Source organism: Simplicispira psychrophila DSM 11588 (genome assembly GCF_000688255.1).
Classification (GTDB): Bacteria; Pseudomonadota; Gammaproteobacteria; order Burkholderiales; family Burkholderiaceae_C; genus Simplicispira; species Simplicispira psychrophila.
The window spans coordinates 1-22,859 of sequence record NZ_JHYS01000023.1; the positions used below are offsets into that span (position 1 = coordinate 1).

19 protein-coding genes and 2 tRNA genes are annotated in these 22,859 nt (G+C 62.2%); 9 read left to right on the forward strand and 12 right to left on the reverse strand.

Annotated elements, in window-relative coordinates; all coding sequences use genetic code 11:
- Positions 1-18 precede the first annotated feature (18 nt).
- Positions 19-94: transfer RNA gene (locus Q390_RS0115970), tRNA-Asn, on the reverse strand.
- Positions 95-157: 63 nt separating this feature from the next.
- Complete coding sequence (locus Q390_RS0115975) at positions 158-592, reverse strand: YbaN family protein (protein WP_051603303.1); 435 nt, start codon at positions 590-592, stop codon at positions 158-160.
- A 114-nt stretch (positions 593-706) separates the two neighbouring features.
- On the opposite strand from Q390_RS0115975, the gene def reads away from it, so the two are divergent.
- Complete coding sequence (gene def, locus Q390_RS0115980; RefSeq protein WP_027996968.1) at positions 707-1,228, forward strand: peptide deformylase; 522 nt, start codon at positions 707-709, stop codon at positions 1,226-1,228.
- 10 nt (positions 1,229-1,238) lie between these two features.
- Here def and Q390_RS0115985 read toward each other — a convergent pair whose 3' ends face one another.
- The 3 genes from Q390_RS0115985 to map form a co-directional block, all read right to left on the reverse strand.
- The gene (locus Q390_RS0115985; protein ID WP_027996969.1) at positions 1,239-1,676 is read right to left on the reverse strand and encodes a universal stress protein; all 438 of its coding nucleotides are present in this window, start codon (positions 1,674-1,676) and stop codon (positions 1,239-1,241) included.
- A gap of 90 nt (positions 1,677-1,766) precedes the next feature.
- On the reverse strand, positions 1,767-4,367 hold the full coding sequence (locus Q390_RS0115990) for a [protein-PII] uridylyltransferase (protein WP_027996970.1): 2,601 nt from the start codon (positions 4,365-4,367) through the stop codon (positions 1,767-1,769).
- Positions 4,368-4,410: 43 nt separating this feature from the next.
- Positions 4,411-5,226, reverse strand: coding sequence for a type I methionyl aminopeptidase (gene map, locus Q390_RS0115995; RefSeq protein WP_027996971.1), 816 nt, complete (start codon positions 5,224-5,226; stop codon positions 4,411-4,413).
- A gap of 142 nt (positions 5,227-5,368) precedes the next feature.
- On the opposite strand from map, the gene purL reads away from it, so the two are divergent.
- From purL to Q390_RS20130, 3 genes are all read left to right on the forward strand, one after another.
- Positions 5,369-9,397: a phosphoribosylformylglycinamidine synthase gene (gene purL, locus Q390_RS0116000; RefSeq protein ID WP_027996972.1), complete on the forward strand. Its 4,029-nt coding sequence runs from the start codon at positions 5,369-5,371 to the stop codon at positions 9,395-9,397.
- A gap of 112 nt (positions 9,398-9,509) precedes the next feature.
- On the forward strand, positions 9,510-10,499 hold the full coding sequence (locus Q390_RS0116005) for a DUF808 domain-containing protein (protein ID WP_027996973.1): 990 nt from the start codon (positions 9,510-9,512) through the stop codon (positions 10,497-10,499).
- Between the two features lie 108 nt (positions 10,500-10,607).
- Entirely contained in the window at positions 10,608-10,775 is a 168-nt protein-coding gene (locus tag Q390_RS20130; protein WP_169737290.1) for a hypothetical protein, read from the forward strand.
- A 174-nt stretch (positions 10,776-10,949) separates the two neighbouring features.
- Here the strand turns inward: Q390_RS20130 and Q390_RS0116015 are convergent, their stop codons facing one another.
- From Q390_RS0116015 to Q390_RS0116030, 4 genes are all read right to left on the reverse strand, one after another.
- A complete protein-coding gene (locus Q390_RS0116015) occupies positions 10,950-12,233 on the reverse strand; it encodes an O-acetylhomoserine aminocarboxypropyltransferase/cysteine synthase family protein (protein ID WP_027996974.1) in 1,284 nt (427 codons plus the stop codon).
- A 265-nt stretch (positions 12,234-12,498) separates the two neighbouring features.
- Positions 12,499-12,855, reverse strand: coding sequence for a cyclophilin-like fold protein (locus Q390_RS0116020; protein ID WP_027996975.1), 357 nt, complete (start codon positions 12,853-12,855; stop codon positions 12,499-12,501).
- 148 nt (positions 12,856-13,003) lie between these two features.
- Complete coding sequence (locus Q390_RS0116025) at positions 13,004-14,134, reverse strand: MFS transporter (RefSeq protein ID WP_051603308.1); 1,131 nt, start codon at positions 14,132-14,134, stop codon at positions 13,004-13,006.
- A gap of 107 nt (positions 14,135-14,241) precedes the next feature.
- Positions 14,242-15,387: an alpha/beta hydrolase gene (locus Q390_RS0116030; protein WP_245606945.1), complete on the reverse strand. Its 1,146-nt coding sequence runs from the start codon at positions 15,385-15,387 to the stop codon at positions 14,242-14,244.
- A gap of 172 nt (positions 15,388-15,559) precedes the next feature.
- On the opposite strand from Q390_RS0116030, the gene Q390_RS0116035 reads away from it, so the two are divergent.
- Positions 15,560-16,465, forward strand: coding sequence for a LysR family transcriptional regulator (locus Q390_RS0116035; RefSeq protein WP_027996978.1), 906 nt, complete (start codon positions 15,560-15,562; stop codon positions 16,463-16,465).
- Positions 16,466-16,711: 246 nt separating this feature from the next.
- Here Q390_RS0116035 and Q390_RS0116040 read toward each other — a convergent pair whose 3' ends face one another.
- Complete coding sequence (locus Q390_RS0116040) at positions 16,712-18,709, reverse strand: peptidase U32 family protein (protein ID WP_027996979.1); 1,998 nt, start codon at positions 18,707-18,709, stop codon at positions 16,712-16,714.
- Between the two features lie 164 nt (positions 18,710-18,873).
- Here Q390_RS0116040 and Q390_RS0116045 point away from each other — a divergent pair, with 164 nt between their 5' ends.
- Entirely contained in the window at positions 18,874-19,074 is a 201-nt protein-coding gene (locus Q390_RS0116045) for a hypothetical protein (protein ID WP_051603309.1), read from the forward strand.
- On the opposite strand, the gene asd is transcribed toward Q390_RS0116045, so the two are convergent.
- A complete protein-coding gene (gene asd, locus Q390_RS0116050; protein ID WP_027996981.1) occupies positions 19,071-19,934 on the reverse strand; it encodes an archaetidylserine decarboxylase in 864 nt (287 codons plus the stop codon). The genes Q390_RS0116045 and asd overlap by 4 nt on opposite strands.
- Positions 19,935-20,140: 206 nt before the next feature.
- Between asd and Q390_RS0116055 the strand changes: the two genes are divergently transcribed.
- From Q390_RS0116055 to Q390_RS0116065, 3 genes are all read left to right on the forward strand, one after another.
- Positions 20,141-21,373 carry an HPP family protein gene (locus Q390_RS0116055; protein WP_084153964.1) on the forward strand — a complete coding sequence of 411 codons (1,233 nt, stop codon included), beginning with the start codon at positions 20,141-20,143 and terminating at the stop codon, positions 21,371-21,373.
- A gap of 272 nt (positions 21,374-21,645) precedes the next feature.
- Positions 21,646-21,891 (forward strand): translation initiation factor IF-1, encoded by a 246-nt coding sequence (gene infA, locus Q390_RS0116060; RefSeq protein WP_027996983.1) that lies wholly within the window; start codon positions 21,646-21,648, stop codon positions 21,889-21,891.
- A gap of 114 nt (positions 21,892-22,005) precedes the next feature.
- Positions 22,006-22,082, forward strand: a tRNA-Pro gene (locus tag Q390_RS0116065).
- A gap of 113 nt (positions 22,083-22,195) precedes the next feature.
- On the opposite strand, the gene Q390_RS0116070 is transcribed toward Q390_RS0116065, so the two are convergent.
- On the reverse strand, positions 22,196-22,546 hold the full coding sequence (locus Q390_RS0116070) for a single-stranded DNA-binding protein (protein ID WP_027996984.1): 351 nt from the start codon (positions 22,544-22,546) through the stop codon (positions 22,196-22,198).
- Positions 22,547-22,859 lie beyond the last annotated feature (313 nt).

A 22,859-nucleotide genomic window follows, 5' to 3' on the forward strand; every position in this document is an offset into this window, starting at 1 on the left:
GCAAGTCTTTTAAATTTTTGGCTCCTCGACCTGGGCTCGAACCAGGGACCTACGGATTAACAGTCCGGCGCTCTACCAACTGAGCTATCGAGGAACAACAAGCCTTCAATTATATACACAAAAATCAGCGGTTTTCGAAAAACTGCTGTGTTGTGGCTCAATCAGGCTCGGGGCGCAGCCACAACCAGCCCAGCACGCAGGCCATGCAGGTGCTGGCCAGGACGGCCACCCACCGGTGTGGGGCGGCGAAAAACAGCATGCCAGCGCACAGCGTCATCAAGATGGTGGCGCTCCATTTGGCACGCCGGTTGACGCAGCCGCCGTGGGCCCAATGGCGCAGCATGGTGCCAAACAGCGGGTGGTACCACAGCCATGTGTGCAGGCGCGGCGAGCTGCGCGCCGCCGCCCAGGCCGCCATCAGGATGAAAACGGTGGTTGGCAGGCCGGGCACAAAAATGCCAATCACCCCCAGCGCCAAGCACAGTACGGCGCCGGCCAGCAACAGCCAACGCAGCGGCGCCGGCAGTGGGGTTAGCACGGGCGGGGGCGCAGGGTGCTGTGGCTGTTGTGGGGGCGGGTTGGGCGTGGTCATGGATGCGAACGTGTGACCAAGTCATTGTGCATGGCGATGGCATGCGGTTGCAGGGGCAAAAGCCTGCCTGCTGTGGCGTTATCCTGCAAGCTCTGCTTTCGTCCCTGATGCCCTATGACCCTCCACACCATCCTGAAAATGGGCGATCCACGCCTGCTGCGCGTGGCCCAGCCCGTGCTGGCTTTTGATACCGATGCCTTGCACCGCCTAGTGCACGACATGCAGGAGACCATGCGCGCTGCTGATGGTGCCGGGTTGGCAGCGCCGCAGATAGGGGTTGATTTGCAGGTGGTGGTGTTTGGCGCGCACGAGCCCAACCCGCGTTATCCCGATAGCGCGCCGGTGGCGCCTACGGTGTTGATCAATCCGGTGATCACGCCGCTGGGCAGCGCGGAGGAAGAAGACTGGGAGGGCTGCCTCTCCGTGCCCGGCCTGCGCGGCAAGGTGCCGCGCTGGACGCACATCCGCTATCAAGGTTTTGATCTGTATGGTGACCCGCTGGAGCGCACGGTCAAGGGTTTTCATGCGCGCGTAGTGCAGCATGAGTGTGATCACCTGTGGGGCACGCTCTACCCGATGCGGGTGCGCGACTGGACGCAGTTTGGCTATACCGAGGTGCTGTTTCCAGAGCTGTAAAACGTTCCGCTCAGCGATCCACCAGCACCGAAATTTTTCCGTGTGTGAGAACTTTTTGCGTTTCGCTGCCCATCAGCAATCCTTCAATGCCGCGGCGTCCGTGCGACGCCATGACGATCAGGTCGCAGCCATGCGCGTGTGCGGCTTCCAGGATGGCTTCGTAGGGGCGATCGCTGGTGCTTCGGGCGGTGTCGCACGACACGCCTTCTTCCTGCGCAGCAGTTTTTATAAAACCGAGCGCGGCTTCGGCCTGGGCGTTGGCCTGCTCTTCAAAAATGGCCTGTGTGTCTTCGATGATGGTGCCCGAGTAGGCGAAGGCGCGAAATTCCGGCATGGCATAAAAACCGGTGGCTTTGGCGCCCAGATCGCGCGCCAAGCGCAGTCCACGGCGCACGGCTTTTTCAGACAAGGGGGAGCCGTCAGTGGGCAGCAGCAGGTGGTGGTACATGGTGTTCTCCGGGTGGGTAATTAATGATAAAAATTCCCTCTAGCCTTTATACATTAAGCGCTAGCAGCTATCAAAATAAATAAATTTCATTCAAGATGAAAGCGCTTGCAACACCTCGGTTTCAATCCTGATCTGCTGCGCACTGCTTTGCAGTTCGGGCCCCTGGAGGAGAAAAGTGTCTTCCACCCGTTCACCCAGCGTGCTGACCTTGGCCAGTTGCACGCTCAGGCCGTGGTGTGCCAGTACCCGTGCCACCAGATACAGCAGGCCGGCGCGGTCGCTGGCCGAGATGCCCAGCAGCCAGCGCTGGGCTTTTTCGTCGGGGCGCAGGGTGACGCGGGGAGCGAACGGAAAGCTCTTGGCGCGGCGCGACAGACGGCGGCGGCCGGGCTCGGGCAGGGGACCGTTTTCTTCAATGGTGTGCGTCAGGTCGTTTTCCACCATGTGCGTCAGCTCGCGGTAGTGCTCGGGCAGTGTCGGGCTGATGACCTGAAAGGTGTCGAGCGCATAACCGTTGCTGGTGGTGTGCACGCGTGCATCCAGGATGCTGAAGTCGGCTTGGTCAAAGTAGCCACAGATGCGGGCAAACAGGTCGCGCTGGTCGGCGGCATAGACCATCACCTGCAAGCCTTCGCCGGCCAGCGACTGGCGTGCGCGCACCACCGGACGCCGGGTGGCGAGATGGCGCGACAGGTGGCGCGTGTGCCAAGCGATGTCAGCAGCCTCGTGGCGCATGAAGTAGCTCAGGTCCAGCGTGTCCCACAGCGCCTTGTGCGACTCAAACGGCTGGGCGCTCAGCGCCAGCAGCACCAGTGCTTCGCGTTTGCGTGCGCCGATGTCGGCGGCAGCGTCCGGGCTGTGACCGCCCAAGGTGCGCAGCGTAGCGTGGTACAGGTCTTCCAGCAGCTTGCCTTTCCAGGCGTTCCAGACCTTGGGGCTGGTGCCACGGATGTCGGCCACGGTGAGCAGGTACAGTGCCGTCAGGTAGCGTTCGCTGCCCACACGCTGCGCAAACCGGGCGATCACGTCAGGGTCGCTCAGATCCTGCTTTTGTGCCACGGTGCTCATGGTCAGGTGCTCGCGTACCAGAAACTCTATCAGCAGCGCATCTTCCCGACTGATGCCGTGGGGGCTGTGCTGGCGGCAAAAGCCGCGCACTTCGATCGCGCCAATCTGCGAGTGATCGCCCCCGCGCCCCTTGCCAATATCGTGGAACAGGGCGGCGACATACAAGATCCACGGCTTGTCCCAGCCGGCGGCCAGTTGCGAGCAGAACGGGTATTCGTGCGCATGTTCGGCAACAAAAAAACGCCGCACATTGCGCAGCACCATCAGGATGTGCTGGTCCACGGTATAGACGTGGAACAGGTCGTGCTGCATCTGCCCGACGATGCGGCGAAATGGCCACAGATAGCGCCCCAGCACCGAGGTCTGGTTCATCAGGCGCATGGCGTGCGTCAGCCCGGCGGGCTGCTGCAGGATGCGCATGAAGGCAGCGCGGTTGACCGGGTCGCGCCGAAAGGCGCTGTCCATCACGCCGCGTGCGTTGTAGAGCGCGCGCAGTGTGCGGGCCGAGAGATTTTGCAGCGCTGCCGAGGTCTGGTACAGCAGGAAGGTTTCGAGGATGGCGTGCGGATCGCGTTGGTACAGGTCGTCGCTGGCCACTTCGATCATCCCGCCCTTGTCAAAAAAGCGCTCGTTGATGCGCTGCGGCGGGCGTGTGGGCGGGTTCCGGCGTTCATCGATGTTGAGCAGCAGAATTTGGCACAGCTGTGACACCGCCTTGGCCGCCCAGTAATAGCGCCGCATCAGGGCCTCGCTGGCGCGGATCGGCAGGTTCGTGCCATCGGGAGCGACCGAGCGATAGCCAAACGATTCGGCCACGGCGGTCTGCAGATCAAACACCAGCCGGTCTTCGCGCCGCCCGGCCAGCAGATGCAGGCGGGCCCGGATCAGGCACAGCAGGGCCTGGTTGCGCTCGATCTGGCGCACCTCAAACGGCGTGGCCAGACCGCTGTCGGCCAGTTCTTGCCAAGTGCTGCCCAGACCCGCCGCCTGCGCCACCCACAAAATCATTTGCAGGTCGCGCAAGCCACCCGGCGACTCCTTGCAGTTGGGCTCCAGCGCGTAGGGGGTGTCTTCGTATTTGTGGTGGCGCTGCTGCATTTCCAGCGTCTTGGCGACGCAGAACGCCGGCACATCCAGGTGCGCGCGAAACTGCTGCTGGAAATCGGCAAACAGCGCGGCATGGCCACACACTAGGCGCGCCTCCAGCAGCGAGGTCTGGACGGTGACATCCCGCTGTGATTCTTCCAGGCACTCGGCCACAGTACGCACGCTGGAGCCGATCTCCAGCCCCACATCCCAGCAGCTGTGGATGAAAACCTCGATTTTTTCGCACAGTGCGGCATCGCTGCTGGCGGCTGCGCTGCCGGGCACCAGCAGCAGCACATCGACATCGGAATGCGGAAACAGCTGGTTGCGGCCGAAGCCGCCGACGGCGAGCAGTGCGAGCTGCTCGGGCAGGCCAGCGCGCTGGCCCAGCGTGCACAGCAGCGCATCGGTCAGGGCCGAGAGCTTGCGCAGGCGCACATGGATGCCACGGCTGGCCGTCAGCGATGTCGGCAACCCCGCCAGCAGGGCTGTTTTCTCGCTGCGGTAGTTCTCGCGCAGGGCTTGCAGTTCGGTCATGGGTGAGGCGGGTGGGTTGACCGACACGCAAAAATGCTGGGGATCAGGTGGCAGTAGCGTGGACGAAGTCGGGCAAGGCCGGCGAACCGTCCGACAGGGTCAGCACGTCGTAACCGGTGGGCGTGACCAGCACGGTGTGCTCCCACTGCGCCGTCAGGCTGTGGTCTTTGGTGACGATGGTCCAGCCGTCGTTGCCAAAATCCTTGATCTCGCGCCGGCCGGCATTGAGCATCGGCTCGATGGTGAAAATCATGCCGGGCAGCAGTTTTTCCAGCGTGCCGGGGCGGCCGTAATGCAGCACCTGCGGCTCTTCGTGGAATACTTTGCCAATGCCATGGCCGCAAAACTCGCGCACCACCGACAAGCCGTGGCCTTCGGCAAATTTTTGGATGGCGTGGCCAATGTCGCCCAAATGCGCGCCGGGTTTGACCTGCTGAATGCCCAGCCACATGGCCTCATAAGTGAGGGCGCACAGGCGCTTGGCGGCAATCGAGCATTCGCCTATCAGGTACATGCGGCTGCTGTCGCCAAACCAGCCTTCTTTGGTGATGACGGTGACATCGACATTGACGATGTCGCCTTTCTTCAATGGCTTGTCGTTCGGAATGCCATGGCAGACCACATGGTTGACCGAGGTACACAGCGAGGCCGGGTAGGGCGGGTAGCCGGGCGGCTGGTAGCCGATAGTGGCGGATACCGTGCCCTGGCGGGCCATGCATTCGGCCCCTAGGCGGTCGATGTCGAGGGTGGTCATGCCGGTCTGGATGTGGGACGCGATGTAGTCCAACACCTCTGCGGCCAAACGGCAGGCCACGCGCATCTGGGCAATGCCTTCTGCGTCTTTAATAGTGATGCTCATGGGGGGGAATTATCACACCGTGCCTTCCCGCTTGCCGGCGGGCGGGCATGGTTACCCTACGCCGGTAAAATGCCCGGCTTCGCTTACGCGTGCGCTTGCCGCATCCTTCTGCCCCTCTCTCTTACCCACACAGGCCGCCAACGTGACCTTGCACATGACCACGCTTGCGGGCGCCAACGCCCTCAGCCCCTTTCGCGCCCAGCAACTGCAACCCGCGCTTGCCGCCATCCACCCGAAAATCGCCGGTATCAGCGCGCGCTTTGTCCATTGGGTGACGACCGACAGCGTGCCCACGCCCGCCGCGCACGAGCGTTTGGCCGCACTGTTGACCTACGGCGACCCGTACACCGGCACGACCGACGGCGCCGCCATCGTCGTCACGCCGCGTTTGGGCACGGTGTCGCCGTGGGCCTCCAAAGCCACCGACATTGCGCGCAACTGCGGCTTGGCGATTCGCCGCGTCGAGCGCGTGACCGAATACCGCGTGCAAATGCGCTCGGGCCTGCTCAGCAAGCCCACGTTGAGCGACGAGCAGCTGGCGCAAGTTGCCGCGCTGCTGCACGACCGCATGACCGAGTCGGTGCTGTTTGATTTGGCCGGCGCGCAGGCGCTGTTCACCGAACTGCCGCCGCAGCCGATGGCGCACGTCGATGTGTTGACCGGCGGCCGCGCCGCGCTGGAAAGCGCCAACACGGCCTGGGGTTTGGCGCTGGCCGATGACGAAATGGACTACCTCGCCCGCGCCTTCACCAGCCTCGGGCGCAACCCGACCGATGTCGAGCTGATGATGTTTGCCCAGGCCAATAGCGAGCACTGCCGCCACAAAATCTTCAATGCCGAGTTCACCATCGACGGCGTGGCGCAGCCGCACAGCTTGTTTGGCATGATTCGCCACACGCACCAGACCAGCCCGCAGCACACGGTGGTGGCGTACTCGGACAACGCCTCGGTGATGGAAGGCACGCAGGTCGAGCAATTTGTGGCCAAAATGGCCTCTAGCGCAAGCGGCTCCAGCGCTGCCAGCTATCAAAAACAAAGCATCTTGCAGCATGTGCTGATGAAGGTGGAGACGCACAATCACCCGACTGCCATCTCGCCCTTCCCCGGCGCCTCGACCGGCGCCGGCGGCGAGATCCGCGACGAAGGCGCCACCGGGCGTGGCTCAGAACCCAAAGCGGGTTTGACCGGCTTCACCGTGTCGAAACTCTGGGGCGGCACCTCTGACCAAGTCGGCGGCAAGCCTGAGCACATCGCCAGCCCGCTGCAAATCATGACCGAAGGCCCGTTGGGCGGCGCGGCCTTCAACAACGAATTTGGCCGCCCCAACTTGGCCGGTTACTTCCGCGAATACGAGCAAACCGTGGCCGGCGTGCAGCGCGGCTACTTGAAGCCGATCATGATTGCCGGCGGCTTGGGCACGATTGATGCCACGCAGACGCAAAAAATCGAATTCCCCGCCGGCTCGCTGCTGATCCAGTTGGGCGGGCCCGGAATGCGCATTGGCATGGGCGGCAGCGCCGCCAGCTCGATGGCCACCGGCCAGAACGCGGCAGAACTCGACTTTGACTCGGTGCAGCGCGGCAACCCCGAGATTGAGCGCCGGGCGCAAGAAGTCATCAACCACTGCTGGGCGCAGGGCGCGGCCAATCCGATTTTGGCCATCCACGACGTCGGCGCCGGTGGTTTGTCTAACGCCTTCCCCGAGCTGACCAATGACGCCGGGCGCGGCGCGCGCTTTGATTTGCGCGCGGTGCAACTCGAAGAATCTGGCATGTCGCCGAAAGAAATCTGGAGCAACGAAAGCCAAGAGCGCTACGTGCTGGCGATTGCGCCCGAGTCGCTGGCGCAATTTCAAGCCTTCTGCGAGCGCGAACGCTGCCCGTTTGCTGTCATCGGCACCGCCACCGAAGAGCGCCAACTGGTGTTGCACGACCCCGCTGCCACGGCAGATGACCAAAAGCTACCGGTGGATATGCCGATGTCGGTGCTGTTGGGCAAGCCGCCCAAAATGCACCGCGACGTCGCCACGGTGGCGCGCTCATTCACGCCCATGGACTTGACCGGCGTCGAGCTGCAAAAGTCCATCATCGACGTGCTGAGCCACCCCACAGTAGCCTCTAAGCGCTTTTTGATCACCATTGGCGACCGCACCGTCGGTGGCTTGACGCACCGCGACCAAATGGTCGGCCCGTGGCAAGTGCCGGTGGCCGACGTGGCGGTGACGCTGGCCGATTACGCTGGTTTTGCTGGCGAAGCCATGGCGATGGGCGAGCGCACGCCGCTGGCCGCCATCAACGCGCCCGCGTCCGGCCGCATGGCAGTGGCCGAGGCCATCACCAACCTGCTGGCCGCGCCGATTGAGCTGCCGCGCGTCAAGCTGTCGGCCAACTGGATGGCGGCGTGCGGCGAGGCGGGCGAAGACGCTGCGCTGTACGAAACCGTCAAAGCGGTTGGCTTAGAGCTGTGCCCGGCGCTGGATGTGTCGATTCCGGTCGGCAAAGATTCGCTGTCGATGCGCACCCAGTGGCAGCACAACGGCGAGGCCAAAAAGGTGGTCTCGCCGGTTAGCTTGGTGATTACCGCCTTTGCCACGCTGGCCGACGTGCGCGGCACGCTGACACCGCAACTGGACGCGACCGAGGACGACACCACGCTGGTGCTGATTGACTTGGGCAAAGCGCAAAACCGCATGGGTGGCAGCATCTTGGGGCAAGTGCTGGAACAAGCCGGCGACACGGTGCCGGATTTGGACGACGCGCAAGACCTGATTAACTTGGTCAACGCCATCAACGCACTGCGTGCCCAAGGCCAAATCCTCGCTTACCACGACCGCAGCGACGGCGGTTTGCTGGCGGCAGCCGCAGAAATGGCCTTTGCCGGCCATGTTGGCGTGGCGCTGAACGTCGATATGTTGGTGACCGAGGGCGACGGCATCTCCGACAGCCGCATGGAAACCGGCGACGCCAAGAACTGGGCGCAGCAAGTCAGCGCCCGCCGCGACGAGCTGACGCTGAAAGCGCTGTTCAACGAAGAGCTGGGCGTGGTCTTGCAAGTGCGCACCGCCGAGCGCAACGCCGTCATGCACACCTTGCGCGCGCACGACCTGTCCAAGCACAGCCACTTTGTCGGCAAAACGCGGCCGCTGTCGTCCAGCATCGACGCCGGCAAGGGCGAGCTGCAAGTCTGGCGTGACGCCAAAAAAGTGTTTGGCGCCCCGCTGGTCGATTTGCACCAAGTCTGGGACAGCGTCAGCTGGAAAATTTGCCAGCAGCGCGACAACCCCGCTTGCGCCGATGCCGAACACGCCGCTGCCGGTTTGCCCGCCGACCCCGGTTTGCATCTGCATTTGACGTTTGACTCTGCCGTCAACGTCGCTGCGCCGTACTTGAACTTGGCGCGCCCCAAAGTGGCGGTGCTGCGCGAGCAGGGCGTCAATTCGCACATCGAAATGGCCTACGCCTTCACCGAAGCCGGCTTTGAAGCCCACGATGTGCACATGACCGATCTGCACAGCGGCCGTGCACGGTTGGAGGACTTCCAAGGCGTGGTCGCTTGCGGCGGTTTCAGCTACGGCGACACGCTGGGCGCGGGCATTGGCTGGGCGCGCTCCATCACCTTTAACCCGGTGCTGGCGGCGCAGTTCCAAGGCTTCTTTGGCCGCAGCGACACCTTCGCTTTAGGCGTGTGCAACGGCTGTCAGATGTTTGCCGAACTGGCCGACATCATCCCCGGCGCGCAGGATTGGCCGCGCTTTACGACCAACCAAAGCGAGCGCTTTGAAGCGCGCCTGTCGCTGGTCGAAGTGGTGGAGTCGCCGAGCCTGTTTTTTGCTGGTATGGCCGGTAGCCGCTTGCCGATTGCCGTCTCGCACGGCGAAGGCTTTACCAACTTTGCGCGCCGTGGCAATGCCGCCAAGGCCGTCGCGGCGATGCGCTTTGTCGATCACCATGGCCAAGCGACCGAGCAATACCCGTTCAACCCCAACGGCAGCGCGGGCGGTTTGACGGCGGTCACTACCGCCGACGGTCGCTTTACAGCGATGATGCCGCACCCTGAGCGAGTCTTCCGCAACGTGCAGATGAGCTGGACCGACCTGTCGGTCAGCGGTGGTGCAGCAGTGGCCAGCCCGTGGATGCATATCTGGCGCAACGCGCGCAAGTGGGTCGGCTAAGTACCTTTAGCGACTATTAAAAACAGAGCTCCTCGCGCTTGCCACGTCAGCGTTAGGAGCTTTTTTTATCCATAATCGCGCCAGTTTTTTATCTCATTTCCCAAGGATTACTATGGCCGGAGCCAGTTTGCTCACCCTGCTCGACGACATTGCCACCATCCTCGACGATGTCGCCCTGATGACCAAAGTGGCGGCGAAAAAAAGCGCCGTGATCGCCGACGATGTGGCGCTATTGACCAAGGTGGCGGCGCAAAAGACGGCGGGTGTGCTGGGCGATGACTTGGCGTTGAATGCACAGCAAGTCAGCGGCGTGCGCGCCGAGCGTGAAATTCCGGTGGTCTGGGCCGTGGCCAAAGGGTCGCTGATCAACAAAGCCATCCTGGTGCCAGCTGCACTGCTGATCAGCGCCTTTGCGCCCTGGGCAGTAACGCCGCTGCTGATGGTTGGCGGCGCGTTTTTATGCTTTGAGGGTGTCGAAAAATTGGCGCACCGTTTCCTGCACGGCGCTAGCGAAGAAGCTGCCGCGCAGGCCAGTCTGGCACAAGCCAATGCCGACCCGGCCGTGGACTTGGTGGCGTTTGAAAAGGACAAGATCAAGGGCGCAGTGCGCACCGACTTCATCCTGTCGGCAGAAATCATTGCCATTACCTTGGGCACGGTGGCGCAGGCGCCGTTTGTGCAGCAGGTAGCGGTGCTGAGTGGCATTGCCGTGGTCATGACGCTGGGTGTGTATGGCCTGGTGGCGGGCATCGTCAAGCTCGATGATTTGGGCTTGTGGCTCAGCCGCCGTGCCAACAGCGCAGTGCAAAGCCTGGGGCGCGGCATTGTCAGCGCGGCGCCGTGGCTGATGAAGACCTTGTCGGTGGTCGGCACGGCGGCGATGTTTTTGGTTGGTGGCGGCATTTTGGTGCATGGGGTGCCTGCGGTGCACCATGCTGTCGAGGCAATGGCGGCTGCGGCCTTGCAATGGCCAGGGGGCGGGCTGTGGCAGGTGCTGGTGAGCAACGCCCTGAACGCAGTGATTGGCATGGTCGCCGGCGCAGTGGTGCTGGCGGCGGTACTGCTGGTGCAGCGCCTGCGCGGCGGTAGTACAGCGCATTGAGAGGCTTGGATTGCACAGACGCTGCTGCCTTTTGAATCGGGGTGTCCCGAGCTATGGCTTAATAGAGGGCTTTTCTTTCTCTTTTTTCATTTTTAGCGGAGGCCTCCCATGGGCAACAAAATCGTCACCGAAGCAGATCGCAAGTACACCCCCCAGCCCAAGCTGATGCCCGGCTTCACGCTGCCCACCGGCGGTCGTGGCCAGCGCAAGAGCCTGGAACGCGGCTCCGCCACGCGCAGCAAGAAGAACCCCGGCAAGCGTCCACACCAAGGCTGATGGCCCCGCCTGCTGCGCCCCTCCAGGGCGTGCAGCAGTCCACAAAAAAGCCCTCGTTACCGAAGTAACGAGGGCTTTTTGCTGTCTGCTGGGGAAGTGGCAGCAGCTATTGATTCCATAGCTTGTTGCGCAGATAGAACGGGCATTACAACCCGTTTAACCCTATTTTTCCGATCAGACCTTGTCCAGCGCCTGTGCCAAGTCGGCTTGCAGGTCGTCGATGTGCTCAATGCCAATCGACAGGCGCACCATGTTTTCGCTCACGCCGGCTTTGGCCAGTTCGGCGGCGTCCAGTTGGCGGTGCGTGGTCGAGGCCGGGTGCGTCGCCAGCGACTTGGCATCGCCAATGTTGACCAGGCGGGTGAACAGGCCGAGCGCGTCCAAGAAGCGTGCGCCGGCAGCGCGCGGGTCGACTTCGGTGGTTTTCAGGCCGAACGACAAGATGCCCGAGGCCTTGCCGCCCATTTGGCGTTGTGCCAGTGCGTGATCTGGGTGATCGGGCAGACCAGCGTAACGCACCCATTCGACCTTGGGGTGGTTTTGCAAGAACTTCGCCAGCGCCAGCGCGTTGTCGCAGGTGCGGTCCATACGCAGGGGCAGGGTTTCAATACCCATCAGCGTCAGCCACGCGTTGAACGGCGACAGCGCTGCGCCCATGTTGCGCAGCGGCACCACGCGCGCGCGGCCGATGAAGGCGGCTGCGCCCAGTGCTTCGGTGTACACCACGCCGTGGTAGCTGACATCGGGCTCGTTCAGGCGCTTAAAGCGCGCTTTGTGCTCGGCCCACGGGAATTTGCCGCTATCGACAATGATGCCGCCCAAGCTGTTGCCGTGGCCGTTCATGTACTTGGTCAGGGCGTGCACTACGATGTCAGCGCCGTGCTCGATCGGGCGGCACAGGTAGGGGCTGGGCACGGTGTTGTCCACAATCAGCGGCACGCCCGCGTCGTGCGCCACTTTGGCCAGCGCGGCGATGTCGGTGACGTTGCCCAGCGGGTTGCCGATGGATTCGCAGAACACCGCTTTGGTGCGCGCGTCGATCAGCGCGGCAAAGCTGGCCGGGTCGCGCGGGTCGGCAAAGCGCACTTCAATGCCTTGCTGCGGAAAGGTGTGGGCAAACAGGTTGTAGGTGCCGCCGTACAGCGTGCTGGCCGAGACGATGTTGTCGCCGGTTTCGGCAATGGTCTGGATGGCTGCGGTAATTGCCGCCATGCCCGAGGCCACGGCCAGCGCCGCAATGCCGCCTTCCAGCGCCGCGACGCGCTTTTCCAGTACGTCGTTGGTCGGGTTGGTAATGCGGGTGTAGATGTTGCCCGCCACCTTCAGGTCGAACAGGTCAGCGCCGTGCTGGGCACTGTCAAAGGCGTAGGCCACCGTCTGGTACAGGGGCACGGCGGCGGACTTGGTGGTGGGCTCGGGGGTGTAGCCGGCGTGGACGGCGAGGGTTTCAATGCGCATGGGTCTCCTCTGGGGGTGTGTGAAAAACAATATGCCAGCGCCTGCTGGCAAGGGCGACCATTGTCGCCAGCTGGAGGCGCAGCGCCAAACAAGCTTTGGTTATGTTCTTATGGAACGTTGTGCCCAGGTGCTGACGCCGCACAAGATGACACCAGTGCTGGTTCCGAGTGGTTTCATACGAAAATATGCCTCTAGCGCTTACTGGTTAAGCGTTATCAGCTATTAAATTTGATATTTAAGGCAGAAGCAAGCCCCCCGAACCCCGTCACGGCGTGGCCTGCTCCAGCCGTACCGACACCGGGCCGAGGCGCTGGAGCGCGTCGAGCCCCGAATCCACCCGTCCAAGGGGCACCAGGCCGCTGGAGCAGTGGCCGTCTTTGTAGAAGATCGCTAGGTTGCCCCACGGGGCGTAATAGCTGATGTCGCCGGCAGAGGGCGTGTACGCCTTGGGCGCGCCGTGAAGGGACAGCTTGCGTGGCAGGTCAGCGATTTTCTCGGTCGCGGCGTAATCTTTCAGGGGCAAGTTCAGCGGAAGCAGCGCGGCAAAATCTTTGGCGCTGTCGTTGGGGTCGAGGCTTGCCGTTGCAATGACGGCGCCGTCCACGGTCATCTGGATTTTCATAGGGGTCCGTTGATTTTCAGCGCCCGCAGTGGCGATGCCGCTTGCGCAAAGGAGCGCCAGCAGGGGGAATGCCCACTGCACGTGTCGGCCTGGGGTGCAAAACAGGGGGATGGACATTGCCGTGCTCTACGGTTGCGGCGCCGTCGCATCAGGCCGATGGCGCGGGGTCGGCGCATGCCGTCAACCAGACCAAAAATGCAGCCACCAGCAGCACACCCGCGCTGAAGGCAAAGGTGCTGCGGTAGCCGCTGGCATCCCACAGCACGCCGCCGATCGTGGAGCCCAGGGCGATGGAGAGTTGCACTACGGCCACCATCAGGCCGCCACCGGCTTCGGCGTCATTGGGTAGGGTGCGGGCCACCCATGTCCACCAGCCGACCGGCGCGCCCGTGGCTACCAAGCCCCAGACGGGCAGCAGCAGCGCAGTGGCGGTTACCGACGCGCCAACGGCGATAAGTGCCGCCGCGATCAGCGCCATCAGTACTGGTATGACGGCCAGCGTGCGAAAGACGCCCCTTTGCAAAAACCAGCCGATGACTGCCGTGCCGATGAACCCCGCCACGCCCAGCGTCAACAGCATGAGTGAGAACGTTGCTGCATCGACCTGTGTCACGGTTTCCAGGAACGGCCGCAGGTAAGTGAACAGCGCGAACTGCCCCATGAAGAACAGACCGATCGCCAACATGGCCAGCACTACCCGCCGGTTCTGCAAAAGCCGCAGCACGTTGCCAGAGCCTGGTGCGCGGGGCTGGGCCTGCATGGACGGTAGGCTGGCCCACTGCCAGACAAAGGCGATCAGCGCAACGGGAACGAGGCAGAAAAATGCACCGCGCCAACCCACGCTAGCGCCAAGGTAGCTGCCCATCGGCGCCGCCACAACCATCGCCAGCGCATTGCCGCCGTTGAAAATCGCCAGTGCGCGAGGTACCTGGGATGGCGGCACGAGCTGCATGGCCGTGGCCGCTGACATGGACCAGAAGCCGCCGACCACCACGCCGATCAGCGCACGGCCCGCCATGTAGGTGGCGTAGTTGGGCGCGAGCGCGACGATGGCACCCGACAGGCACATCAGTGCTGTCAGCACCAGCAGCAGCGTTTTTCGGTTCATTCGGCCGGCAAGCGCAGAAATCGACAGACTGGTGATCACCGCGAACGCGCCGGAGATGGCAATGCCTTGTCCGGCCATGCCTTCGCTGACGTGCAGGTCGGTGGCCATCGGCGTTAGCAGGCTGACCGGCATGAACTCGGACGCAATCAAGGCGAAAACGCACAGCGCCATCGCAAAGACCCCGCCCCAGTGGGCCGGGCGTGCCTCGCCGTTCTCGCCGTTCTCGCCGTGCAAGGTATGGGTGCTGTCCGCCAGTCCTTCAAGCGTCTGTGCCGCCATCAGGCACCTGCCTGGCGAAGGTGTTTGCCGAAGAACGACGTCAGCCTGTCCCAAGGAATCAAGTTCACGCGGTCGTACAGATCCACATGGCCGGCACCGGGGACGGTGTGCAGCTCTTTCGGCTCGGCGGCGCGCTGGTAGGCGTCTTCGCTGAATTCTTTGGAGTGCGCCTGGTCGCCGGTGATAAACAGCAATGGGCGCGGTGAGATCGTCTCAATGTCGTTAAACGGGTAGAAGTTCATGAACTTGACGTTGCTGCTCAGGGTCGGGTGCGTGGTGGTGTGTGGCGTGGTGCCCTGGGGCGTGACTTCGCCGCGCGGCGTGCGATAGAAATCGTAGAACTCGCGCTGGATCGGGTCGGTGTCTGTGGTCAGTTGGTGCACGGTGCCACCGGTGTACTGGGTGGTGCCGCCGTTGAACTCCAGCTGCCGCTGCGCCACGGCCGCAGCCGTGATCTGCTGGCGCTGCTCCAGCGTCTGCGAGTGGTTGAGCGCATGGCGCGTGACGGCACCCATGTCGTACATGCTCACGGTGACAATGGCTTTCATGCGCGGATCGATTTTGGCTGCGCTGATGACAAAGCTGCCGCTGCCGCAAATGCCAATGGCACCGATCTGTTGCGGATTCACAAAAGCCTGACTGCTCAAGAAATCGACCGCCGCGCTGAAGCTCTCGGCATACATATCGGGCAACACCGCATTGCGCGGCTGGCCGCCGCTGCCGCCCCAGAACGCCAGGTCGATGGCCAGCGTCACATAACCCTGCTCGGCCATCTTGGTGGCGTACAGATGGGCGCTCTGCTCCTTCACTGCACCCATCGGGTGCCCGATCACGATGGCTGGGTGGCGCTGCTGGCGATCCAGTGAATTAGGCGTGAAGAGGTTGCCCGCGACGACCATCTGGTACTGGTTCTTGAAGCTGACCTGCTGCACCGTGACTTGGTCGCTGGTGTAGAAGTTGTCGGCACCGCTGGGCAGCGCAGTGCTCTTTTTCGGCACCGCTGCGAATACCGCGCCAGCCGTTGCCGACAACAGCCCCATCGCGGTCATGCCGGTGCCGGCCATTTTCAAAAAATAACGCCGATAGGAGGCGTTGTCAGTCAGCTCAAAGCCGATGGCGAAGGGGGTGTCTGCTGGGGTTTTCATGGTACATAGTCCTTTCAAAGTGAGCGGCGACCGGGGGTGGCGTTGCCAGGGTCGCTTGGCTTTTATTCACAGTTGTGCAATTTTGCTGACCAGTGTTATCTTTGACTAGATAACGAATGCTTAATGCATTAGTTAGTTCTTCTAATCAATACCCGCCCAACTGGCCGACAAAATGGCACGACGCAACCTCAATGACCTTCTGGCTTTTGTCACCGTGGCGCGCGAGGGCAGCTTTACCAAGGCTGCTGGCACCCTGGGTGTGACGCCATCGGCGCTCAGTCAAGCGATTCGCGGGCTGGAAGAGCGGTTAGAGATCCGCCTGCTGACGCGCACCACGCGCAGCGTGGCGCCGACGTCGGCCGGCGAGCGGCTGATGAATGCCATCGGCCACCGTTTCGACGAGATCGAGGCTGAACTCGACGCGCTGACCGAGTTGCGCGACAAACCGGCAGGCACCGTGCGCATCACCTGTGGCGACAACGTGCTGCACACGGTGCTGCTGCCCAAACTCACGCCACTGCTACGCACCTACCCCGACATCAAGCTGGAGTTCGATATGAACTACGGTTTTCGCGACATCGTGGCCGACCGTTTTGATGCCGGGGTGCGCATGGGCAACACCATCGACAACGACATGGTTGCCATCCCCATCGGCCCGCCATTGCAGATGGCCGTGGTGGCATCGCCTGACTACTTTGCCGCGCACCCCATCCCCAAAACGCCCGCCGACCTCACGGCCCATCTATGCATCAACCAGCGCATGCCGACCTCGGGCGGTTTGTATGTGTGGGACTTTGAAAAGCGCGGCCAAAAAGTCAATGTGCGCGTGGATGGCCCGCTCATCTTCAACACCGCTCCGCCGCAGGTGGACGCCGCACTGGCCGGGCTGGGCATTGCGCTGCTGCCAGAAGATGAGTTGATGCAGCACATCGAGTCAGATCGGTTGGTGCGGGTCATGCAGGACTGGTGCCCGCCCTTCGCTGGCTACCACCTGTATTACCCCAGCAAGCGCCAACCGTCACCCGCGTTTTCACTGGTGGTGAAGGCGCTGCGGTGGAGCGGGGAGCGGGCGGGGTAGGAGTGAAATTGGGGGATACACCGCAGTGCGCAGATGGCGGGCATGGCGGGTTTCGGGGGCTGGGAAAAATACGCAGTGGTTTGATAATAAATACGGCTTTAAAGCTTGCTGGCGCTGCCGTTACAGCTATTAAAATTGATTGTGCAAAAACCGCCTGTTTTTGGGTGGGGTGGAGTTGCCGCGCGATCTGCAAGCGCTGGGCGTTCACCCGGGGCCGCAGGGGGAACGCCAGTGCCTGGGGGCATTTCAGGGCCGGGTGCGATAAAACTGCATCGGCTGCTCGGCCAGCGCTTGTTCTTGCGCGAACTGATTGATCACCGAGCGTTTGATTTTGCCGACGACGTGCATCTCGCATGGTTTGCAGTCAAAGCGCAGGGTGAGTTTTTCTTTGCCGTTGATCAGGTGCAGCGGCTCGGCTTTGATCGTGCCTTTGACGCCAATCACGCCCTTGGCTTGCTTGGGGCACAGGCTGAGGCTAAAGCGCACGCAGTGTTTGGTGATCATCAGGCTGACTTCGCCTTCTTCCTCTTTGCTCTCGTAGGCCGCGTCAATCACCTGCACGCCGTGCTTCATATAAAAAGCGTGTGCTTGGGCGTTGTAGACGTTGGCCAGATAGCTCAACGTGTCTTCTGGGAAGGGCACGGGAGGCTCGACCGGTTGCGCACGTTGCAGGCGTGGCAGGCCGGCAGCGCGGGCGGCCTCCAAAGCGATGACGGCATCGCGGCGCAGTTGGTTCAGCGCCGAAGCTGGCACAAACCACGGCTGCGATAAGTTGAGCGAAATGTCGTGCACCGAGAAAATCGTGCTGCCAAAGCGGTTCAGTTGCTCGCGCAGGGTGGTTTCGCCCTTGGCTGCGTCGCTGGCGCTTTGGTGCGCTTGCGTAATGCGAGCGCTGGCGGCAAAGCCGTCTTCGTCGGTCAGCGTCAGCTCAAAGCCGTCGGGCGTTTCACCCAGTTGCGCCCACAGGCCAATGCGGCGTTCGCTGGATTTTTTGTCCAGCATCCGCACCCAGTCCATGTCGCGGTTGCGGTTGATTTCTAGCCCTTTGCGCAGGTCTTTCAGCTCGGCCAGCGGGTCGTTCGGGTAGACGCGCCATTTGTTCAGGCCGAGCGCTGACACCGGCTCGGCGGTGTTGATGGCCATGCCGACCAGCTCTTTTTGCAGGTCGTAGTAGCACAGGCCGTCGCCGTTGTGCAGGATGGTGGCGGGGTCGCTGGTTTCCAGTTCGACAAAGTCTTCACCTACTTTCGTCACCCAGCCAATCGCCCGGCCGGGGGTTTTGGGCGTGTCAAACGCGCCAATGTCCTCTTGGCGACCATTGACGAAGTAGTCGGTGAATTCGCGGTTGAAGTTTTGGTCCGGGTCGGGCGTGAACAAAAAGCGCGTGTTGCCGCTCGATGCCCGTGTCAGCGGTTCGGCGCTGTACTGGCGCTCTTCAATGATGGCGTCGAGCAGCGTGCGGTAGTGCGCAGTGATATTTTTGACATAGCCCAAGTCTTTGTAGCGGCCTTCAATTTTGAAGCTGCGCACGCCGGCATCGATTAAAGCGCGCAGGTTATCGGACTGGTTGTTGTCCTTCATCGACAGCACGTGTTTGTCGTGGGCGATGAAGCGGCCTTGGTCGTCGGTCACTTGGTAGGGCAGGCGGCAGGCTTGGTTGCAGTCGCCCCGGTTGGCGCTGCGCCCGGTGTGGGCGTGGGTGATGTAGCACTGCCCGGAGTACGCCACGCACAAAGCGCCGTGCACAAAAAATTCAATCGACGTGCGCGCCGGGTCGGTCGCAGCGCGGATGGCGGCGATTTCGCCCAAGTCCAGCTCACGCGCCAGCACGATTTGGGACAGGCCGACGTCTTGCAAAAAGCGCGCTTTCTCGGGTGTGCGGATGTCGGTTTGGGTGCTGGCGTGTAGCTGGATGGGCGGTAAATCCAGTTCTAGCAGACCCATGTCCTGGACGATGAGCGCGTCGGCGCCGGCGTTGTAGACCTGCCAAGCCATGTCGCGCGCGCCTTGCAATTCGTCGTCGCGCAAGATGGTGTTGAGCGTGATGAAGATGCGGCTGCCAAAGCGGTGCGCGTGCTTGATCAGGCGCTCCAGGTCGCGCAGTTCGTTGCCGGCGGTGGCGCGGGCGCCAAAGGCGGGGCCGCCGATGTAGACGGCGTCAGCGCCGTGGTCAATGGCCGCCATGCCGATGTCGGCGTCACGGGCGGGGGAGAGCAGCTCAAGCTGGTGGGGCAGAAGGGACATGGGGCGGGATTATCCCGCTTGCGGCGCGCAGTGTGGTGTCAACAGTGCGTTGCAGGGGAATAGCTAGAAGGCTATCCTCACTCCATGACTGCTATAGCGCTCCAGCTCGGACACCCCGGACACGCTACTCAGAACCCCAAAGGATGGCAGTCCCGCTGCGCACCATGGCTGACGCCACCTATTTTCATATGCCCTTGTTCAAGCCTGGCACCGTCGTGCAACTGGGGAACAAGCAAGAAACCATCAGTTATGTGGTGATTCGCCGCAACTTGCTGCTGGTGCATTTGGTCGGCAGGGATGGGGCCGTAGATTCCGACATGCTGACCCTGGCACCTTCGCGTTTTATTTTGAGGCGGGTGGTTTAAGTTTTTGCTGGTGCCGATTGGTACGCGGCCATGGCCTCGCCGAGCCGGATGGCGCGCGCTGGCGCCCAGTCGGCGTTAAAGCGCAGTGGTCCGGCCGGAAACAGCATCACCACGGTGGAGCCGAGCAGAAAACAGCCCATTTCTTCGCCTTTTTTCAGGTGGATGTTTTTGTCGGCATAGTCCCAGCTGCGCACGGTGCCTGGGCGGGGCGGATTCACCAAGCCGTGCCACACCGTGGCCATGCTGCCAACGATGGTGGCGCCGACCAGCACTAAAACAAATGGGCCGGTAGCTGAATCAAAAAAGCACACCACCCGTTCATTGCGGGCAAACAGCCCGGGCACACCGCGCGCCGTCGTCGGATTGACCGAGAACAGATCTCCAGGCACATGCACCATGCGCTGTAGTTGACCGCTGCATGGCATATGGATGCGGTGATAGTCGCGCGGGCTCAAGTACAGCGTGGCGAAGTGACCGTTGTCAAAGGGTGCTGCTAGCGCCGCGTCGCCGCCGAGCAGGGCAGTGGTTGAGTAGTGGTGGCCTTTGGCTTGAAAAATCTGGTCGTGCGCCATGGCGCCAAACTGGCTGATGGCGCCATCCACCGGGCAAATCAGATCGGCTTGGGCCAGCGGGCGCGCACCGGGGCGCAGCGCGCGGGTAAAAAAATCGTTGAAGCTGGCGTAGCTGGCGATGTCGGGATTGGCCGCTTCGGCCATGTCCACACCATAGTGGGCGACGAAGCGGCGGATCAGGGCCGTGGTCAGGGCGCCTGCACGGGCCGAGGCGATGCGGCCAGCCAAAATGGTCAAGGCCCGCTTGGGCAGCAGGTACTGGGGCAGTACAGCGAGGCGATCAGACACGGCATGAAGGCGGGTAGTGGCAAGAGCGCGCCATTCTATAGACCCCACTGCTGGCTTCCCGATGCGCTGCGTCTGGCGCCAGGCAGGTGCCGATACGGCAAAATCCGCGGCCCAGCGTTTTTGTCGCACTGCAAGTGCGTCGCCGCGTGGCCTGGCTTGCAAACACCGCGCCGCAGGGGACGTTTTTATCGCTCTTTTATCCACACATGCCCTCCGCTGATTCCGACCCGGTGCGTACACCGGGTGATCCAGGCGATCCCGGTGCACCGACTGGCTCGCCTTTCCCTGTGCCATCCCCTGCACCCTCTTGGTATCAACGCACCCAGCCCTGGCTGCGCAATTTTTGGCCGGCCCCCGTCCATATCAATGGCCGTGAACGCCTGCGCGTGGCGGTGGGTGTGGCGCTAGGGGTGTTGCTGGCGGCATTGCTGAGCCGCTGGTGGGCGCCCAGCGGCAGTGCGCCGCCGTGGATGGTGGCTTCGCTCGGAGCCAGCGCGGTGCTGGTGTTTGGCATTCCATCGAGTCCGTTGTCGCAGCCGTGGCCGCTGCTGGGTGGCAGCACTCTGTCGGTGTGGGTCGGCATGGCCTGCGCCGCGTTGGTGCCTGATCTGGCGTTGGCAAGCGCCCTGGCCGTGGCGTTGGCTGTGGCGGTCATGGTGCCGCTACGTTGCCTGCACCCACCGGGCGCTGGGTTGGCACTGTTTGCCGTGCTCCAGCATGGCCAGGGCGTGGATGTGGCGGCGTTTCCGGTGCTGTTCAACACCATCGTGTTGCTGCTCACCGGCATTGCCTACAACACGCTCACAGGGCGCAGCTATCCGCACCCGCAACGGGCAGCGCAAGACAGCGCCGGGACGCCGCAAGGGCGCTTTACGTCCGGCGACTTGGATGCCGCGCTGGAGCAGTACAACGAGGTACTCGACATCAGCCGCGCCGACCTGGAAGGGCTGCTGCACCTGGCCGGACGCGCCGCGTTCCAGCGCACGCTGGGCGAGTTGCGCTGCACCGACATCATGTCCAAGCCACCGCTGGCGATAGAGGGCGGGGTGTCTTTGAAGGACTCATGGGCCTTGATGCGCCGCGAGCAGATCAAGGCCTTGCCCGTGGTTGATGCACAGCACCAAGTGCTGGGTATCGTCACGGTGGCTGATTACATGCGTCTGGCCAATCTGGAGGTGCACGAAGGCTTGGGTAAGCGCCTGCGTACCTTGGTGATGGGGCGCACCGGACAGCCGACGATGGCGCGTGACATCATGTCGCCCCAGGTGCAGGTAGCGCAGTCGCACCAGCATGTGATGGACTTGGTGCCGCTGTTTTCGCACGGTGGTCACCACCACATACCGATCGTTGATGCGCAGCAGCGGCTGGTCGGTATCGTCACCCAGACGGATCTGGTGCGGGCGCTGGCCGCAGCCACCATGCAGGCGGAAAATGCATGAGGGTGGAGCAGGACGCGCCTGAGTGGTAGGCAGATAAACTGCATGGCGCTACAATCGACAGGCTAAAGCACAGCGCTTTGCTTGTCCATTGAAGCCGTCTCCCCCACGGCATCCTTCCTGACCTGCACCCCGCGCGGTGCAGCGACCCCACAGCCCGAATGCACCGTGTGTACGGCCCTTCACAGGGCTTTACTGCCTTTTCTTGCCTGTGGTGGACGCGCCATTGCGCAGGCGCTGCGTACGGATTGAATCGTTTTTAAGAGATTGAACATATGGCCAAAGAAGAACTTATTGAAATGCAGGGCAGCGTCACAGAAGTGCTGCCGGACTCCCGTTTTCGCGTCACGCTCGAAAATGGGCACCAACTGATTGCCTACACCGGCGGAAAAATGCGCAAGCACCACATCCGTATCCTGGCGGGCGACAAGGTGTCGCTGGAGTTGTCGCCCTACGACCTGACCAAGGGCCGCATCACCTTCCGCCACCTCGCCGGCCGCGGTCCAGGACCTAGCCGCTAATGGCATAGGCCGATCACCGCGCTGCCTGCATGGCATTGGCATTTTTTTAAATAAATTGAATAGATGCACTTTTTTCTAAAAAGTGGCTTTTTCCAGAGTTAGAATACTACTTGTCGGAGCGTAGCGCAGCCTGGTAGCGCATCTGCTTTGGGAGCAGAGGGTCGCGAGTTCGAATCCCGCCGCTCCGACCAAAAACACATCAGCCCGGTATCGAAAGATACCGGGCTTTTCTGTTTGTGTGCCACCAAAATGCAGCTAGCCACCGCGCCTTTGCGTTGGCGCGGTGAATGACCTCAGCGTGGCATCAATCCGTCTCGGGGTAGTCGCTGGTGTGCATGGCGTCGCGTTTTTGGTGTGCGTGGTAGGCCGTCAGGACTTGGTGTGCCACCATGTCGAGCGACGGACGTATCACGCCTTGTTTGTCCGTCCACACCTTGGGCGTCAGGCTGCCGGCCAGCGTTACCGAATCGCCATCCTGTAGTGCCATCAGCGCCGCGCAGGCGGCGTCGTCAAAGGCGATCACATTGACGAACAGAGTCGTTTCGTTGTCCCCGGCCGTGGCCCGCACTTTGGCCATGGCAAAGGGCTTGCCCGCTTTGCCCAGGCGTTTTTCTGGGGCGCCATAAAGTTTTCCGCCAACCAGTCCGTCAATCATGTAGTGCTCCTTGCCCGCCAAGAATGGGCGGGGCAAAAAAATAAGCCCCGCTACCATATTGGATAGCGGGGCTTATTTTATTTTGTTGGTGCCGGAGAGATGAATCGAACACCCGACCTTCTCATTACGAATGAGCGGACGTGCGCATTCTATAATGTTGATTAGGGTTCGGATGTTCATGTAAATCAATCGCTTACGGCAGTTTATTGGGCAAGTAAGCAAGTCGTGCGTTGATTTATGTGCATCTAAATACGCCCAACTTGCCTACAGATTGCCTACAGATTCCTGTGGGCTTGCCTACGAGTCGAAAAGG

Excerpts from the sequence above, each read along its gene's own strand:
- Q390_RS0115975 (WP_051603303.1), bottom strand. The coding sequence starts at position 592 with ATGACCACGCCCAACCCGCCCCCACAACAGCCACAGCACCCTGCGCCC.
- def (WP_027996968.1), top strand. The coding sequence starts at position 707 with ATGACCCTCCACACCATCCTGAAAATGGGCGATCCACGCCTGCTGCGC.
- Q390_RS0115985 (WP_027996969.1), bottom strand. The coding sequence starts at position 1,676 with ATGTACCACCACCTGCTGCTGCCCACTGACGGCTCCCCCTTGTCTGAA.
- Q390_RS0115990 (WP_027996970.1), bottom strand. The coding sequence starts at position 4,367 with ATGACCGAACTGCAAGCCCTGCGCGAGAACTACCGCAGCGAGAAAACA.
- map (WP_027996971.1), bottom strand. The coding sequence starts at position 5,226 with ATGAGCATCACTATTAAAGACGCAGAAGGCATTGCCCAGATGCGCGTG.
- Q390_RS0116005 (WP_027996973.1), top strand. The coding sequence starts at position 9,510 with ATGGCCGGAGCCAGTTTGCTCACCCTGCTCGACGACATTGCCACCATC.
- Q390_RS20130 (WP_169737290.1), top strand. The coding sequence starts at position 10,608 with ATGGGCAACAAAATCGTCACCGAAGCAGATCGCAAGTACACCCCCCAG.
- Q390_RS0116015 (WP_027996974.1), bottom strand. The coding sequence starts at position 12,233 with ATGCGCATTGAAACCCTCGCCGTCCACGCCGGCTACACCCCCGAGCCC.
- Q390_RS0116020 (WP_027996975.1), bottom strand. The coding sequence starts at position 12,855 with ATGAAAATCCAGATGACCGTGGACGGCGCCGTCATTGCAACGGCAAGC.
- Q390_RS0116025 (WP_051603308.1), bottom strand. The coding sequence starts at position 14,134 with ATGGCGCTGTGCGTTTTCGCCTTGATTGCGTCCGAGTTCATGCCGGTC.
- Q390_RS0116030 (WP_245606945.1), bottom strand. The coding sequence starts at position 15,387 with ATGAAAACCCCAGCAGACACCCCCTTCGCCATCGGCTTTGAGCTGACT.
- Q390_RS0116035 (WP_027996978.1), top strand. The coding sequence starts at position 15,560 with ATGGCACGACGCAACCTCAATGACCTTCTGGCTTTTGTCACCGTGGCG.
- Q390_RS0116040 (WP_027996979.1), bottom strand. The coding sequence starts at position 18,709 with ATGTCCCTTCTGCCCCACCAGCTTGAGCTGCTCTCCCCCGCCCGTGAC.
- Q390_RS0116045 (WP_051603309.1), top strand. The coding sequence starts at position 18,874 with ATGGCTGACGCCACCTATTTTCATATGCCCTTGTTCAAGCCTGGCACC.
- Q390_RS0116055 (WP_084153964.1), top strand. The coding sequence starts at position 20,141 with ATGCCCTCCGCTGATTCCGACCCGGTGCGTACACCGGGTGATCCAGGC.
- infA (WP_027996983.1), top strand. The coding sequence starts at position 21,646 with ATGGCCAAAGAAGAACTTATTGAAATGCAGGGCAGCGTCACAGAAGTG.
- Q390_RS0116070 (WP_027996984.1), bottom strand. The coding sequence starts at position 22,546 with ATGATTGACGGACTGGTTGGCGGAAAACTTTATGGCGCCCCAGAAAAA.